The sequence below is a fragment of the Streptomyces sp. NPDC026575 genome (genome assembly GCF_055567415.1).
Window position 1 is genome coordinate 74,579 of sequence record NZ_JBVHQM010000027.1, and the last position, 14,664, is coordinate 89,242.

General features: G+C 72.8%; 15 protein-coding genes. 8 read left to right on the forward strand and 7 right to left on the reverse strand.

Translation table 11 applies throughout. The features are described 5' to 3' along the window. The first annotated feature begins 330 nt into the window (after window positions 1–330). Together ACZ4NB_RS30495 and ACZ4NB_RS30500 are read left to right on the forward strand one after the other, a co-directional pair. Entirely contained in the window at window positions 331–972 is a 642-nt protein-coding gene (locus ACZ4NB_RS30495; RefSeq protein ID WP_467666273.1) for an IclR family transcriptional regulator, read from the forward strand. Between the two features lie 167 nt (window positions 973–1,139). Next, complete coding sequence (locus tag ACZ4NB_RS30500) at window positions 1,140–1,919, forward strand: S16 family serine protease (RefSeq protein WP_467666274.1); 780 nt, start codon at window positions 1,140–1,142, stop codon at window positions 1,917–1,919. Window positions 1,920–2,011: 92 nt separating this feature from the next. Here ACZ4NB_RS30500 and ACZ4NB_RS30505 read toward each other — a convergent pair whose 3' ends face one another. From ACZ4NB_RS30505 to ACZ4NB_RS30525, 5 genes are all read right to left on the reverse strand, one after another. Beyond that, window positions 2,012–3,007, reverse strand: a complete 996-nt coding sequence (locus ACZ4NB_RS30505; protein ID WP_467666275.1) for a glycine betaine ABC transporter substrate-binding protein — start codon at window positions 3,005–3,007, stop codon at window positions 2,012–2,014. Further along, entirely contained in the window at window positions 3,004–3,801 is a 798-nt protein-coding gene (locus tag ACZ4NB_RS30510) for an ABC transporter permease (protein WP_467666311.1), read from the reverse strand. The genes ACZ4NB_RS30505 and ACZ4NB_RS30510 overlap by 4 nt, the downstream gene beginning before the upstream one ends. 101 nt (window positions 3,802–3,902) lie before the next feature. Continuing rightward, window positions 3,903–5,186, reverse strand: a complete 1,284-nt coding sequence (locus ACZ4NB_RS30515) for a betaine/proline/choline family ABC transporter ATP-binding protein (RefSeq protein WP_467666276.1) — start codon at window positions 5,184–5,186, stop codon at window positions 3,903–3,905. Continuing rightward, window positions 5,179–5,826, reverse strand: a complete 648-nt coding sequence (locus ACZ4NB_RS30520) for an ABC transporter permease (RefSeq protein WP_467666277.1) — start codon at window positions 5,824–5,826, stop codon at window positions 5,179–5,181. Before ACZ4NB_RS30520 ends, ACZ4NB_RS30515 begins: the two co-directional genes overlap by 8 nt. A 20-nt stretch (window positions 5,827–5,846) precedes the next feature. Beyond that, entirely contained in the window at window positions 5,847–6,314 is a 468-nt protein-coding gene (locus ACZ4NB_RS30525; protein WP_467666278.1) for an Lrp/AsnC family transcriptional regulator, read from the reverse strand. A gap of 129 nt (window positions 6,315–6,443) precedes the next feature. Between ACZ4NB_RS30525 and hppD the strand changes: the two genes are divergently transcribed. The 4 genes from hppD (at window position 6,444) to ACZ4NB_RS30545 (ending at window position 11,006) form a co-directional block, all read left to right on the forward strand. Further along, window positions 6,444–7,601, forward strand: coding sequence for a 4-hydroxyphenylpyruvate dioxygenase (gene hppD / locus ACZ4NB_RS30530; protein ID WP_467666279.1), 1,158 nt, complete (start codon window positions 6,444–6,446; stop codon window positions 7,599–7,601). 118 nt (window positions 7,602–7,719) lie between these two features. Then, entirely contained in the window at window positions 7,720–9,084 is a 1,365-nt protein-coding gene (locus ACZ4NB_RS30535; RefSeq protein WP_467666280.1) for an FAD-binding oxidoreductase, read from the forward strand. Window positions 9,085–9,184: 100 nt separating this feature from the next. Further along, window positions 9,185–9,475 (forward strand): hypothetical protein, encoded by a 291-nt coding sequence (locus ACZ4NB_RS30540; RefSeq protein WP_467666281.1) that lies wholly within the window; start codon window positions 9,185–9,187, stop codon window positions 9,473–9,475. A gap of 85 nt (window positions 9,476–9,560) precedes the next feature. Continuing rightward, window positions 9,561–11,006: a dihydrolipoyl dehydrogenase family protein gene (locus ACZ4NB_RS30545; protein ID WP_467666282.1), complete on the forward strand. Its 1,446-nt coding sequence runs from the start codon at window positions 9,561–9,563 to the stop codon at window positions 11,004–11,006. Window positions 11,007–11,153: 147 nt separating this feature from the next. On the opposite strand, the gene ACZ4NB_RS30550 is transcribed toward ACZ4NB_RS30545, so the two are convergent. Then, window positions 11,154–11,630 (reverse strand): SsgA family sporulation/cell division regulator, encoded by a 477-nt coding sequence (locus ACZ4NB_RS30550; protein WP_467666312.1) that lies wholly within the window; start codon window positions 11,628–11,630, stop codon window positions 11,154–11,156. Window positions 11,631–11,871: 241 nt separating this feature from the next. Here ACZ4NB_RS30550 and ACZ4NB_RS30555 point away from each other — a divergent pair, with 241 nt between their 5' ends. Both ACZ4NB_RS30555 and ACZ4NB_RS30560 read left to right on the forward strand, forming a co-directional pair. Continuing rightward, the gene (locus ACZ4NB_RS30555) at window positions 11,872–13,383 is read left to right on the forward strand and encodes an RDD family protein (protein ID WP_467666283.1); all 1,512 of its coding nucleotides are present in this window, start codon (window positions 11,872–11,874) and stop codon (window positions 13,381–13,383) included. A 375-nt stretch (window positions 13,384–13,758) separates the two neighbouring features. Beyond that, window positions 13,759–14,229 carry an RDD family protein gene (locus ACZ4NB_RS30560; protein ID WP_467666284.1) on the forward strand — a complete coding sequence of 157 codons (471 nt, stop codon included), beginning with the start codon at window positions 13,759–13,761 and terminating at the stop codon, window positions 14,227–14,229. Window positions 14,230–14,271: 42 nt separating this feature from the next. On the opposite strand, the gene ACZ4NB_RS30565 is transcribed toward ACZ4NB_RS30560, so the two are convergent. Next, entirely contained in the window at window positions 14,272–14,619 is a 348-nt protein-coding gene (locus ACZ4NB_RS30565) for a hypothetical protein (protein WP_467666285.1), read from the reverse strand. Window positions 14,620–14,664: the final 45 nt, after the last annotated feature.

Below are 14,664 nucleotides of genomic sequence, written 5' to 3' on the forward strand. Positions count from 1 at the left end.
GCGTCCCCCCCGGCGGGTGGCGCTCCGCGGACGCGGGGTGCCACCCGCTTCCCGTGCCGTGACCGACCCGTGACTTTCAGCCCAGGCTGAAGCACAACACGCCCTCATGAGCGGGCCAATCGGGATATTCCAGGCGTGGAAGCCCGGATTCTGGACGGACTCTTCCGCTGACCGGACTGGCTCGCTACTGTCCCGGTCACGCACACGCCCCGTGGCAGCGCCGCCGCGGAGCGCAGCCGGTGCCATGCGGCCGGCGGCCTCTTGCGCGCGCTGCTCCGGGACCCGCAGCGCGTCGCGCCCGAGTGCCGCCACTCACCCAGGAGGGGCGTCGTGACCGCAGAGACCTCCCAGACACTCGACCGTGGACTGCGCGTCCTGAAACTTCTCGCCGACACCGACCACGGGCTGACCGTCACCGAGCTGTCCCACAAGCTCGGCGTCAACCGCACCGTCGTCTACCGCCTGCTGGCCACCCTGGAGCAGCACGCCCTGGTGCGCCGCGACATCGGCGGCCGGGCCCGGGTGGGCCTGGGCGTACTGCGCCTGGGCCGTCAGGTGCACCCGCTGGTCAGAGAGGCGGCGCTGCCCGCCCTGCGGTCGCTCGCCGAGGACGTGGGGGCCACCGCGCACCTCACCCTGGTCGACGGCACGGAGGCGCTGGCCGTCGCCGTCGTCGAGCCGACCTGGACCGACTACCACGTCGCCTACCGCGCCGGCTTCCGCCATCCGCTGGACCGGGGGGCCGCCGGGCGGGCGATCCTCAAGGCCCGCCAGGGCCGGCTCCAGGACGCCGGACTCGCCCTGACGCACGGGGAGTTGGAGGCCGGCGCCAGCGGTGCGGCGGCGCCGCTGCTCGGGGTGAGCGGGATCGAGGGCAGCGTGGGCGTGGTGATGCTCGCGGACAACGTCTCCGAGCGGATCGGCACGCGGGTGATCGACGCGGCCCGGGAGGTGTCCGAGGCGCTGCGGTGAGGCCGGGGCGCTGGTGTGCGGCCGGCCGCCCCGGCGCGGTGACCGCGGCCCCGGTGTCCGCCCGCCGCGCCCGGCCGCGTCCACGGAGTGTGAAGGGCCCGTGGCCGTGCGGTGAGCCCGTAGCGCCATAAGGGCCTGGTGGGGCGGGGGTCAATTAGGGTGGCGGAGTGTCTTCCCGCGCTCGCGCCCTGGCGCTCTGCACCGCCCTTGTCCTCGGCCTCCTGGTCACCGCGATCCTCGCCCCGCTGCCGTACTCGGTGGCGTACCCGGGGATGACGGCGAACGTGCTCGGCGACGACAAGGGCAAGCCGGTGATCACCATCGCCGGTGCCGGGACCCGGAAGACGAGCGGGCAGCTGCGGATGACCTCGATCGTCGCCACCGGCCCGGAGGCATCGGTGCATCTGACGGACATCGCCCGGGCCTGGTTCCGTACCGACGAGGCCGTGATGCCCCGGGAGGCGGTCTACCCGGTGGGCGACAGCACCGAGGAGATCGCCGAGCACAACGCCGAGCAGATGGAGCACTCGCAGGACACCGCCACCGCGGCCGCCCTCGACCAGCTGGGCAGGTCCTCCAAGGACATCAAGGTCAAGCTGAGCCTCGCGGACGTCGGCGGGCCCAGCGCCGGGCTGATGTTCGCCCTCGGCATCGTCGACAAGCTCGACGGGGACGGCGCGGGCCACGACCTGACCGGCGGCCGGACCATCGCCGGTACCGGAACGATCACCGCCGGCGGCAGGGTCGGCGCGGTCGGCGGCGTCCCGCTGAAGACGCAGGCGGCGCACCGCGACGGCGCCTCGGTCTTCCTGGTGCCCCGCAAGGAGTGCGCGGACGCGCGGGCGGAGCTGCCGAAGGGGATGCGGCTGATCCCGGTGACCACCCTCGACGGCGCGGTGGACGCGCTGAAGGCGCTGCGGGCCGGCGGCAGGCTCCCCAGCTGCTGAGCCGGGAAGGCCGACGGCGGCCCGTCGCGCCGAGGGGTGTCCCTAGGGCCTGTCCGATGGGTCGGGCCCGGCCAGGACCCATCGGACAGGCCCTACCCCTCCTTGATGAACCCCTCCTGCAGCAGCCAGTCCTTGGCGACCTCGTGCGGGTCCTCGCCGTCCACGTCGACCCTGCGGTTGAGCTCCCGGGCGACGGTGTTGTCCAGGGCCTTGGTGACCGGGGCCAGCACCTCGGCCATGGCCGGGTGCTTCTTCAGCGACGCGGCGTTGATCTCGGGAGCGGCGTTGTAGTTGGGGAAGAAGTGCCGGTCGTCGGCGAGCACCCGCAGATTCATCGCCTTGATCCGGCCGTCGGTGGTGTACACCTCGCCGAACGTGCAGCTGCCGCCCTGCTCGATCTGGGTGTAGATGACACCGGCGGCCATCCGCTGCACCTGGGCGGGCGGGATCCTCATGCCGTACTTGCGGGTCATGCCCGGCAGCCCGTCGTTGCGGGTGGCGAACTCGTTCTCCACGCACAAGGTGACCGCGCCGGGGTCCTTCTTGAGCAGTTCGCCCAGGTCGGAGAGCGTCCTGGTGCCGTACTTCGCGGCATCGGCGGGGCTCAGCGCCAGCGCGTAGGTGTTGTTCAGCGTCGAGGGCGGCAGCCAGACGACGCCGTTCTTCCGGTCCTCGTCGCGGACCACCCGCCACTGCTCCTGCGGATCGACGACGGGCGTGGTGTGGCCGAGGTAGGTGATCCAGCCGGTGCCGGTGTACTCGTACGCGGCGTCCGCCGTTCCGGACTTGACGGCCTCCCGCGCGCCGATCGAGCCCTGGATGCTGGTCTTGTCGATGACCTTGGCGCCGGCCGCCTCGAAGACCAGGCCCATGATCTGGCCGAGCACGATCTGCTCGGTGAACTCCTTCGAGGTCACGGTCAGCTGCGCCCCGGTGAGCGGCCGGTCCGGGTAGCCGGCGTTCGGCCCCGGCAGCACGTTGTCGGTCATCGCGCTGCCGCTGACCAGGCCGCAGCCGCCGAGGGCGAGCGCCGCCAGCAGCGCGACGACGGTGAGCGGCCGGCCGGCCCGGCGCCGGCGGGCGCTCATGTGGCCACCTCCAGGCCGCGCGGCCGCAGCAGCAGCTCCGCGAGCGAGGCCAGCCACTCCACGAGCAGGGCGAGCACCACCGTCAGCACCGAGCCGAGGATGAGCACCGGCATCCGCTGGGTGACGATGCCCGCCGAGATCAGATCGCCCAGGCCGCCGCCCCCGCCGAAGGTGGCCAGCGTCGCGGTGCCGACGTTCAGCACCAGCGCGGTCCGCACGCCCGCCAGGATCAGCGGCACCGCCAGCGGCAGCTCGACCTTGGTCAGTACGCCGGTGGCGGACATGCCGATGCCCCGGGCCGCCTCGGTCAGCGTCGGATCGATACCGCGCAGCCCCGCGATGGTGTTGGCCAGCACCGGCAGCACGGCGTACAGGACCATGCCGACGATCGCCGAGCGGGGGCCGATGCCCAGCCAGATCACCAGCAGGATCAGCAGGCCCAGGGCGGGCACGGCCTGGCCGAGGTTGGCGACGGCCATCGCGAAGGGGGTGGCGCGGCGCAGCCGGGACCGGGTCAGCGCGATACCCAGCGGGATCGCGATGATCAGGACGAAGAACGTGGAGACCACGGTGAGCACGAGGTGCTGGCGCAGCGCCAGCCACACCTTGCCGTCGTCCACCGCCTGGTGGGCGATGGAGTCCAGCCGGGCGCCGCTGAACCACAGCCAGGTGGCCAGCAGCACGGCGAGCAGGAACGCCGGCATGAAGGTCCACTTCTGCCAGCTGATCCGGCGCTCACCGGACGGGGCGGAGGGGACGGGCGCCTCACCGGCCGCCACCTCCCGCTGCTCCATCTCGACGCCGTCGCGGAAGGCGAGGGCCTCATGGGTGCTCGGCCGGTGCCGGGTGCGCGACCGGTGCTCGCCCGGCCCCGCACCGCCGCCGTCGCCGGCGCTCACGCCCGGCTCCCGGGAACGCCCTCGGGGCCGCCCGCGCCGCCCAGGCCCTCCTGTTCCTGCTGGGTGCGGCGGCTGTGCTGCTCCTGGAGGCGGTGCTGCTGGTCGGCGGCCTCCAGGCGGTCCGCCTCCAGCAGTTCATGGACGTTGTTCATCAGCGTCTCCATGTCGACCACCCCGATGAACTCGCCGCGCCGCCCGGTGACCGCGACCCGGCCCGCGTTGTCGGTGAGCACCGCCTCCAGGGCGTCGCGCAGCGTCGCGTCCCGGGTGACGGTGTCGGCGACCAGGGTGCCGGCCCGCGCCAGCGACCCCTTGGCACGGGCGAGATCGCTGCGGCGCAGCCACTTGTAGGGGCGGCGGTTGCGGTCCAGCAGCAGCAGCTCGTTGTGCGCGCCGGAGCCCAGCAGGTCGAAGACGGACTGCAGCGGATCGTCGACCCCGGCGGTGGGGAAGTCGACCACGCCCACGTCCCGTACGCGGGTCAGGTTCAGCCGCTTGAGCGCCGCGCCCGCGCCCACGAAGCCGGAGACGAAGTCGTCGGCGGGGTTGGTCAGGATCGCCTCGGGGGTGTCGAACTGGGCGATGTGCGAGCGCTCGCGGAGCACCGCGATGCGGTCGCCGAGCTTGATGGCCTCGTCGAAGTCGTGGGTGACGAAGCAGATGGTCTTGTGCAGCTCGTGCTGGAGCCGGATCAGCTCGTCCTGGAGGTGGTCGCGGGTGATCGGGTCGACGGCGCCGAACGGCTCGTCCATCAGCAGCACCGGCGGGTCGGCGGCCAGCGCCCGGGCCACGCCGACGCGCTGCTGCTGGCCGCCGGAGAGCTGGCGCGGGTAGCGGTCGTGGAACTCGCCGGGGTCCAGCCCGACCAGGTCGAGCATCTCCTCGACCCGGGCGGCGATCCGGCTCCTGGACCAGCCGGTCATCTTGGGGACCAGGGCGATGTTCTGGGCGACCGTCATGTGCGGGAAGAGGCCGGAGGCCTGGATGGCGTAGCCGACCTTGCGGCGCAGCCGGACCGGGTCGATGCCGGTGACGTCCTCGTCGCCGATCCGGATCCGGCCGGACGTCGGCTCGATCAGCCGGTTGATCATCTTCAGGGTGGTGGACTTGCCGCAGCCCGAAGGCCCCACGAAGATCACTGTCTCGCCGGCCCTGATCTCCATGTTGACGTCGTCCACGGCCGGGTTGGGGTTGCCGGGATAGACCTTCGTCAGGTTCTCCAGCTGGATGCTCGCGCCCGAGGCGGCGGCGCTCGTCGGCTTCCCGGTCGGCTCAGGCACGGATCCCCCTGGAGATGGTCAGGCGTCCGATCAGGACGTACACGGCGTCGAAGAGGAGGGCGAGGACGGCGATCCCGAGGGTGCCGGCGAGCACCTGGTTGAGGGAGTTGGCGCTGCCCAGCGAGGCGATCCCGCGGAAGATCTCGTTGCCCAGACCGGGACCGGAGGCGAAGGCGGCGATGGCGGCGATGCCCATCAGCATCTGGGTGGCGACCCGGATGCCGGTGAGGATGGGCGGCCAGGCCAGCGGCAGTTCGACCCGCAGCAGCCGGGCGGTGCGCGACATCCCGATGCCCTTGGCCGCGTCCACCAGCGCCGGGTCCACCCCGCGCAGCCCGACGATGGAGTTGCGGACCACCGGCAGCAGCCCGTACAGGGTCAGCGCGATGACCGTCGGCAGGACGCCCAGGCCCACCAACGGGATCAGCAGGCCGATCATGGCCAGCGAGGGGACGGTCAAAATGGTGGCGGTCGCGGTGGTGGCGAGGCTGCCCGCCCAGCCGCTGCGGTAGGTCACGACCCCGACGCAGACCCCCAGCACGGTGGCGAGCACCATGCACTGGAAGACCGCGCTGGCGTGCTGATATGTGTCCATCAGCAGCTGGGCGTGCCGGTTTTCGACGTACTCCCAGAAGCTCACCCGTCGCTCTCCTCGGTCGGTCAGTCTTCCGAAGCCTGCTGCACCAGCGGGATGATCCGGAACGGAACCGGGTTTTCCATCACGATCGCCGTCGATGCCCGCACAATGCCATCAAAGCCCACGACCCGGTCGATCACCCGCTGCAGATCGGCGTTGGAGCGGGCGACGAGCCTGCAGAGCATGTCCCCATGTCCCGTCGTTGTATGCAGCTCCAGCACCTCGGGAACGGTGGTCAAGTGCGCCCGTACGTCGTTTCCTTGGCCCTGTTTGATCTCCAGGGTCGCGAAGGCGGTGACGGGATAGCCCAGCGCGGCGGGGTCCACGTCCGGCCCGAAGCCCCGGATCACTCCATTCGACTGAAGCCGGTCGAGCCTGGCCTGGACCGTCCCGCGCGCCACCCCCAGCCGCCGCGACGCCTCCAGCACCCCGATCCGCGGCTCCTTCGCCAGCAGCTCCAGCAGCGCCCCGTCCAAATGATCGATCGCCATCGCCGACTCCTTCGATTTCGATGGTCATCATGTACAGATAGCCCGGAATAGCCGCCCTATCGCTATGCATAATGCCCAGAGAATTCCGAAACTATTGCGCACCTTGTGGATCGGAGGGACTCTGCGCCCATGGCAGACACCACGATGCACACCCAGCCCACCACCCCCAGCACGGCTCGGCAGGCGGACCCCTTCCCGGTCAAGGGGATGGACGCGGTCGTCTTCGCCGTCGGCAACGCCAAGCAGGCCGCGCACTACTACTCCACCGCCTTCGGCATGAAGCGCGTCGCCTACTCCGGGCCGGAGCACGGCAGCCGCGAGACCGCGAGCTATGTGCTCGAATCCGGCGGCGCCCGGTTCGTCTTCACCTCCGTCATCAAGCCCGTCACCGAACGGGGCCGCTTCCTCGCCGACCACGTCGCGGCCCACGGCGACGGCGTCGTCGACCTCGCCATCGAGGTCCCCGACGCCCGCGCCGCCTACGAGTACGCCGTCGCCCACGGCGCCACCGGCCTGGAGGAGCCCTACGAACTCAAGGACGACCACGGCACCGTCGTCCTGGCGGCCATCGCCACCTACGGGCAGACCCGGCACACCCTCGTCGAGCGCACCGGCTACGACGGCCCCTACCTGCCCGGCTTCGTCGCCGCGCCGCCCGTGGTCGAGCCGCCGGCCAAGCGCTTCTTCCAGGCCATCGACCACTGCGTCGGCAACGTCGAACTCGGCAGGATGAACGAGTGGGTGGCCTTCTACAACCGCGTCATGGGCTTCACCAACATGAAGGAGTTCGTCGGCGACGACATCGCCACCGAGTACTCCGCGCTGATGTCCAAGGTCGTCGCGGACGGCACCAAGAAGGTCAAGTTCCCGATCAACGAGCCCGCGATCGCCAAGAAGAAGTCGCAGATCGACGAGTACCTGGAGTTCTACGGCGGCCCCGGCGTGCAGCACATCGCCCTGGCCACCAACGACATCGTCGCCACCGTGCGTCAGATGCGCGCCGCCGGCGTGGAGTTCCTCGACGTGCCCGACTCCTACTACGACACCCTCGGCGAGTGGGTGGGCGACACCCGCGTGCCGATCGACGAACTGCGCGAGCTGAAGATCCTCGCCGACCGCGACGAGGACGGCTATCTGCTGCAGATCTTCACCAAGCCGGTCCAGGACCGCCCGACCGTCTTCTTCGAGATGATCGAGCGGCACGGCTCCCTGGGCTTCGGCAAGGGCAACTTCAAGGCGCTGTTCGAGGCGATCGAGCGCGAGCAGGAGCGCCGCGGCAACCTCTGACCGGGCCGCCCGCCCGCCACCCGGCCACCGCCGCCCCGGAAGACGGCGCCACGCGCCGGCCGCACCGTGGGCCGTACGCGATCTTCCGTGTACGGCCCACGGGTGCGAGGCTTGAGGCATGGACCTCATCGCACACCTGCGCGCCGGGCTCCCCGCGGAAGCCGTCCTGACCGACCCGGACGTCACCGGCTCCTACGCCCGCGACATGGCCAACTTCTGCGCGGCGGGCGCCCCCGCGGTCGTCGTGCTGCCCCGCACCGTCGAACACGTCCAGCATGTGATGAGGACGGCGACCGAGCTGGGCGTCCCGGTCGTCCCGCAGGGCGCGCGCACGGGAGTGTCCGGCGCGGCCAACGCCACCGACGGCTGCATCGTGCTGTCCCTGGTGAAGATGGACCGCATCCTGGAGATCAACCCCGTCGACCGGCTCGCGGTCGTCGAACCGGGCGTCGTCAACGCCGTGCTCTCCCGCGCGGTCAACGAGCACGGCCTCTACTACCCGCCGGACCCCTCCAGTTGGGAGACGTGCACCATCGGCGGGAACATCGGCACCGCGGCCGGCGGCCTGTGCTGTGTGAAGTACGGCGTCACCGCCGAGTACGTCCTCGGCCTGGACGTCGTCCTCGCCGACGGGCGCCTGCTCAAGACCGGCCGCCGCACCGCCAAGGGCGTGGCGGGCTACGACCTCACCCGCCTCTTCGTGGGCTCCGAGGGCAGCCTCGGCGTCGTCGTGGGCGCCACCCTCGCCCTCAAGCCCAACCCGCCCCGACAGCTCGCCCTCGTCGCCGAGTTCGCCTCCGTGGCCGCGGCCGGCCGGGCCGTCTGCGAGATCATGGCCCGCGGCCACGCCCCCTCGCTCCTGGAGCTGATGGACCGCACGAGCGTCCGCGCCGTCAACGACATGGCGCAGATGGGCCTGCCGGAGTCCACCGAGGTGCTGCTGCTGGCCGCCTTCGACAGCCCCGACCCGTCCGCCGACCTCGCCGCCGTCGGCGCGCTGTGCGAGGAGGCCGGCGCCACCCAGGTCGTCCCCGCCGACGGCCCCGCCGAGTCCGAGCTGCTGCTCCAGGCCCGCAGGCTCGCCTTCACCGCCCTGGAGCGGATCAAGCCCGCCATGCTGATCGACGACGTCTGCGTCCCGCGCTCCCAGCTCGCCGCCATGCTCGAAGGCACCACCGCCATCGCCGAGAAGTACGGCCTGACCATCGGCGTCTGCGCGCACGCCGGAGACGGCAACACCCACCCCCTGGTCTGCTTCGACCCGGCCGACCAGGACGAGGAGCGCCGCGCCCACGAGTCCTTCGACGAGATCATGGCGCTCGGCCTCGCGCTCGGCGGCACCATCACCGGCGAACACGGCGTCGGCATCCTGAAGAAGGACTGGCTGGCCCGCGAACTGGGCGAGGTGGGACTGGAGTTGCACCGCGGCATCAAGCAAGTCTTCGACCCCCGCGGCATCCTGAACCCCGGGAAGGTCTTCTGACCGCGACGCGTGGCAGCAACAACAGGGGGCGCACCCCCCTGTCGTGTGCATGGCCCCCACCCCCGAGGCCGGCCCCCCCCTCACCTCGTAGAGTCCCCGCATGGAAACCCTGCTCCCCGGACTGGCCCTGCTCGTCCTCGCCGTCGCCCTGGTGGCCTCCACCACCGACCGCCGCTCCAAAGCCCTGGACCGCCGCCTGAAGCGGCTGGAGCAGAAGGTCGACCTGCTGCTGGCCCACACCGGCGTCGAGCAGCCCGACGACCCCCGGATGGCCGAGATCGACGACCTGCTGGCCCAGGGCAGGACGATCCAGGCGATCAAGGTCCACCGCGAGCTGACCGGCTCCGGGCTCGCCGAGGCCAAGGAAGCGGTCGAACGCCGGATGCGCTGACGGCCCCCTGGGCAGAGGATGGCCGAAAGGACCGCCGGAGCCCGTCCACCGGGCCACCTCTGCCCACCCCAGGGAGCGAGTGCCGATGGCAGCGACCGAAGCGAGGAGAGCCTCCGATGAGGAGTACGACGTCATCGTGCTGGGGGCGGGGCCGACCGGCGAGAACCTCGCCGACCGGGCGCACGCCGCCGGACTGAGCGCCGCGATCGTGGAGAGCGAGCTGGTGGGCGGCGAATGCTCCTACTGGGCCTGCATGCCCAGCAAGGCCCTGCTGCGCCCGGTCACCGCCCGCTCCGAGGCACGCCGGGTGCCCGGCCTCAAGGAGGCCGCCGACGTCCCCCTGGACGCCCCCGCCGTCCTCGCCCACCGCGACGCCTTCACCTCCTACTGGAAGGACGACGGCCAGGTCCGCTGGCTGGACTCGGTCGGCATCGACCTGGTCCGCGGACAGGGCCGGCTCGCCGGACCCCGCCGGGTCGTCGTCGACGGCGGCCGGGTGCTCACCGCCCGGCACGCGGTCGCGGTGTGCACCGGCAGCCGCGCGGTGCTGCCGCCCATCCCCGGACTCGCCGCGGCCCGCCCCTGGACCAGCCGCGACGCCACCAGCGCCAAGGCCGTACCGGGCCGGCTGGTGGTGGTCGGCGGCGGCGTGGTGGGCGTCGAGATGGCCACCGCCTGGCGGGCCCTGGGCGCCTCGGTGACCCTGCTCGTACGCGGCGACGGACTGCTGCCCCGCATGGAGCCGTTCGCCGGCCACCTCGTCGCCGAATCGCTCGCCGAGGCGGGCGCGTTCCTGCGCACCGGCGTCGAAGTGCGCGAGGTGCGCCGGGAGGCCCCGGGCGGCGCGGTGACCGTCGTACTGGACTCCGGCGACGAGATCATCGCCGACGAACTGCTGATCGCCACCGGCCGTGCCCCGCGCACCGAGGACGTCGGACTGGAGACGGTCGGCCTGACGCCCGGATCCTGGCTGGAGGTCGACGACAGCTGCCGGGTGACGGGCGTGACCGGCGGCTGGCTCTACGGCGTCGGCGACGTCAACCACCGCGCCCTGCTGACCCACCAGGGCAAGTACCAGGCCCGGATCGCCGGCGCCGCGATCGCCGCACGGGCCCGGGGCGTCCCGATCCTGGAGTCCGACCCCTGGGGCGCGCACGCCGCCACCGCGGACACCCTCGCCGTCCCGCAGGTCGTCTTCAGCGACCCCGAGGCCGCCTCGGTGGGCCTGACCGCCGCCGCGGCGGAGCGGGCCGGGCACCGCATCCGGGTGGTCGACCAGGACCTGGGGGCGGTGGCCGGCGCCTCCCTGTACGCCGACGGCTACCGCGGCCGCGCCCGCATGGTCGTCGACCTGGACCGCGAGGTGCTGCTCGGCGTCACCTTCGTCGGCCCCGGCGTCGGCGAGCTGCTGCACTCCGCGACGGTCGCGGTGGCCGGCGAAGTCCCCCTCGAACGGCTGTGGCACGCGGTGCCGGCCTACCCGACGATCAGCGAGGTGTGGCTGCGGCTGCTGGAGGCATACCGCGGCTGACCCCCCGGCCGCACGGCCCCGCCGACCCGATGGCGTCCCCCGCCGTGCACACGATCCGGCCCTTGGTCGGTGGGCGGGGGCCGCACCGGCCCCCGCCCACCGGACACGCGCTGATCGCGCGCTTCTGCAGCGCCTCCCGAACACCCGTTACGCCCCGGGTTCCGGCGACTCGTCCGAAGGCCAGGTGCCGCCCGGCCACTGATCATCCCGCGACGTCAGCGCCAGCAGCTCGCTCAGCCCTTTGTCCAGGCCCAGATGCGCCTGCTCGCTCCCCGGCGGGACCACCCGCAAAGTGCGCTCCAGCCACGCCGAGACCGCCGCGGCCGGCGCCTCCAGCAGCGCCTCGCCGTCCGGGGAGTTCAGCGCCATGCAGACCAGGCTGCGGCCGTCCACCTTCGTGGGCCACACCCGCACATCGCCCTGGCCGCACGGCCGGAACACGCCCTCGACGAGCAGTTCACGGGCGAACGTCCAGGTGACGGGCGAGTCCGAACCCACGTGGAAGGTGACATGGACGGCATAGGGGTCGTCCGTCCGGTATGCCAGCCGGGCCGGCACCGGAATGCTGCGCTCCGGCGACAGCACCAGACCCAGTTCCAGCTCTCGTTCCACCACGGTGTGCATCATCAGGTCCGCCTCTCGTCTCGCTTCTCCGCGGGCCTGGGACGGGCCCGCACACCAGGAGAGAGCCGCCTCACGCCGGACCCTTACACGACTTCGTACAACTTTTTTCCGAAACCTCTTCCAGGTGGTCGTAGCGGGCAGGGGCACCGATGTGACCCGGGGTCTGATAGATGTGGACGCCGCGTTGCGGCAGACTGCTGCCCACACCCACCAGGCCGAGTACAGATACGGGACTTCGGACATGAGCGCCCCTACCTCAGGATCCGCCGGCGGCAGCCCCACGCCAGGCTTCTACCCGGACCCGTCCATCCCCGGCTACATCCGGTACTGGAACGGTGCCGCATGGGTGCCGGGCACCAGCCGGCCCGCCCCCGCCGAGGGCGAGGCGATGCCCGCACCGCCGCCCGGCGCGGCCCCGCCGCCGGCCCCCGCCACCGTCGAGGAGACCGGGCCCGTCTTCCTCGACGAGGAGGCGGCCGGCGACGCCCAGGTCCCCGCGGTGCGCGGCGGCGAGGCCGCGGCCGCGAGCTGGGACGACCCGGCCCGGCTGCACGGCACCAGCCCCGAACCGGCCTCCGCCTGGCAGGCCGACGCCTCCCGGCAGAGCGGCTTCGGCGGCGAGGCCGACCGCCGGGTCTCCTGGGGCTCGCCGGACCAGGCACCCGCGGGCAGCCCCTCGGGCGCCGCCGCCTGGGGCACGGTGCCGCCGCAGCGCGACGAGCACGGCGACGGGGCCGCCGCCGGCGAGGCGCCCGGCGCGCCCTCGTCCGCCGCTCCCGCGTCGCGCCCGCCCGAGGCCCCGGCCGACGGGACGGTCACCATCCGCGCCGTCGACCCCTCGGCCCGCCGCGGCCCGGCCTCCGGCGACCAGGGCACCACGGCGATCCGCGCGGTACGGCCCCACGCCGGACAGCCCGCCCAGTCCGCCCAGCCGGCCAAGGCCAACGAGACCATGGCGATCCGCGTCGCGGGCGCCGGGCGGCCGCAGTCCGCCGCACCCGGTGGCGGCGCCCCGCAGTCGCTGCCGTCCGTCGGCGGCCGCCAGCAGGGCGGTACGGCCCCGCAGCAGGCCCCGGCCCAGCAGGCCCCGGCTCCGCAGAACCCCGCCCCGCAGCATCCGGCACAGCAGCACCCCGGCCAGCAGGTGCCCGCGCCCTCGGCCGGCCTCCCCGCCCAGGGCGGCGGCGCCGACGGCGTCATCCCCTGGAAGCCGCCCACCGACTCCGACCCCTTCTTCGCCGCCGCGCAGGCCGCACAGGGCCACCCGGCCGGGCTCGGCCGCCGGCTGGCGGCCCGCCTGATCGACACACTCGTGCTGGGCGCGCTCACCGCCGCGGTGGCCGTCCCCATGTGGAGCACCGTCACCGACCACATCGACGCCAAGGTCGAGGCGGCCAAGCAGTCCGGCCGCCAGGTGACGGTCTATCTGGTCGACGGCACCACCGCCCCGGTCTTCGCCACGATCCTGGCCGTCCTGCTGATCGGCGGTGCGCTCTACGAGGCGCTGCCGACCCTCAAGTGGGGCCGCACCCTGGGCAAGAAGCTGTGCGGCGTCCGGGTCATCGACATCGAGAGCCACGACACCCCGACGCTGGGCGCCGCCCTCAAGCGCTGGTTCGTCTACAGCGTGCTCGGCGTGCTGGCCGTCGGCGTGGTGAATGTGCTGTGGTGCGTCTTCGACCAGCCGTGGCGGCAGTGCTGGCACGACAAGGTGGCGCGCACCTTCGTCGCGTCCGACCGACCGGCCCGATAGCCCGAACGGACCGCGCCGGATGCGGGCCGCCCCGACAAGGGGTCGACTCGGGCCATGAGTACCGAGCAGCCCGGCAACGGCTCCCCCGGCAACAGCTCTCCGCAGGGCGGCGGCACGGGCGGCGGCGAAGGCGCCCCGCCGCCGGGAGGCCCGCCGCCCCCGGGGGGCCAGCCGCCGCCAGGGGGTACGCCGCCGGGAGGCACGCCTCCTCCGCCTCCTCCGCCTCCTCCGCCCCCGCCTCCTCCACCTCCGGAGGGTCCGCCACGGGGGCCCTCCGCCGGAGGCACGCCGCCCGGAGGAACGCCGTACGGCGCGGGCCCGTACGCCGGCGATCCCTACGGCGGGCAGTACGGGGCGGCCGATCCGCTGGCCGGGATGCCGCCGCTGGCCAACCTGGGGCGGCGGCTCGTGGCGCGCATCATCGACTGGCTCGTGGTCGTGCTGCCGGTGTGGGTGATCATGTGGGTGATCGCGGCCGTCAACTTGGCGGACCACCTCAGCATCAGCGATGCGGTGGCCGCCACCTGGTGGTACACGGTGGTGGGCGTCACGATGCTGGCCTACATCGTCTACGAAGCGCTGATGGTGGCCCACAAGGGGCAGACCCTCGGCAAGATGGCGATGAAGATCCGCGTGGCGATGCTGTCGAACGGCGTGATCCCGACCAGCCAGGCGGCCTGGATCCGTGCCGTGGTCTATTCACTGCCGTTGATCGTGCAGTGCATCGGCTTCATCTTCTGGCTGGTCAACGTCCTGTGGTGCACCTGGGACAAGCCCTATCAGCAGTGCCTGCACGACAAGGCGGCGAAGACCGTCGTGGTGTCCACGGAGGCGGAAACGCCCTAGCGGCGCGACGGCGGGCCCAGCTCCTCGGTACGGCCGCCTGCTTCAGTGCGCGTGCTTGCCGGCCTCCGCGGCACCGGCCGCCGAGGCGACCCGGGCCCGCGCCATCCGGCCGTACGGCGCTGCGGCCGGCGTCTGCGTCTGCGTCGGCAGGGACGCCGACTCCCCGGGCGCGGCGGGGGACTTGGCCCGTACGACATGCCGCCGGACCACCCGCGACACCCCCGGAATCGGTGCCGTCATGGCGACGAGCAGACCGAGCCCGAGCCCGGCGATGGCGATGACCGCGACCCCGACCCCGGTCTCCGTCTGGGAGAGCAGCAGCATCGCGAGGGTGGAGAGAAAGACGGTGGCCGAACCGTAGACGAGCTGGGTGGCGGTCGGACGAGGCATGGCGGAATCCGTCCTCGGAGGGTCGGCAGGGGGTGTCGGTCAAGG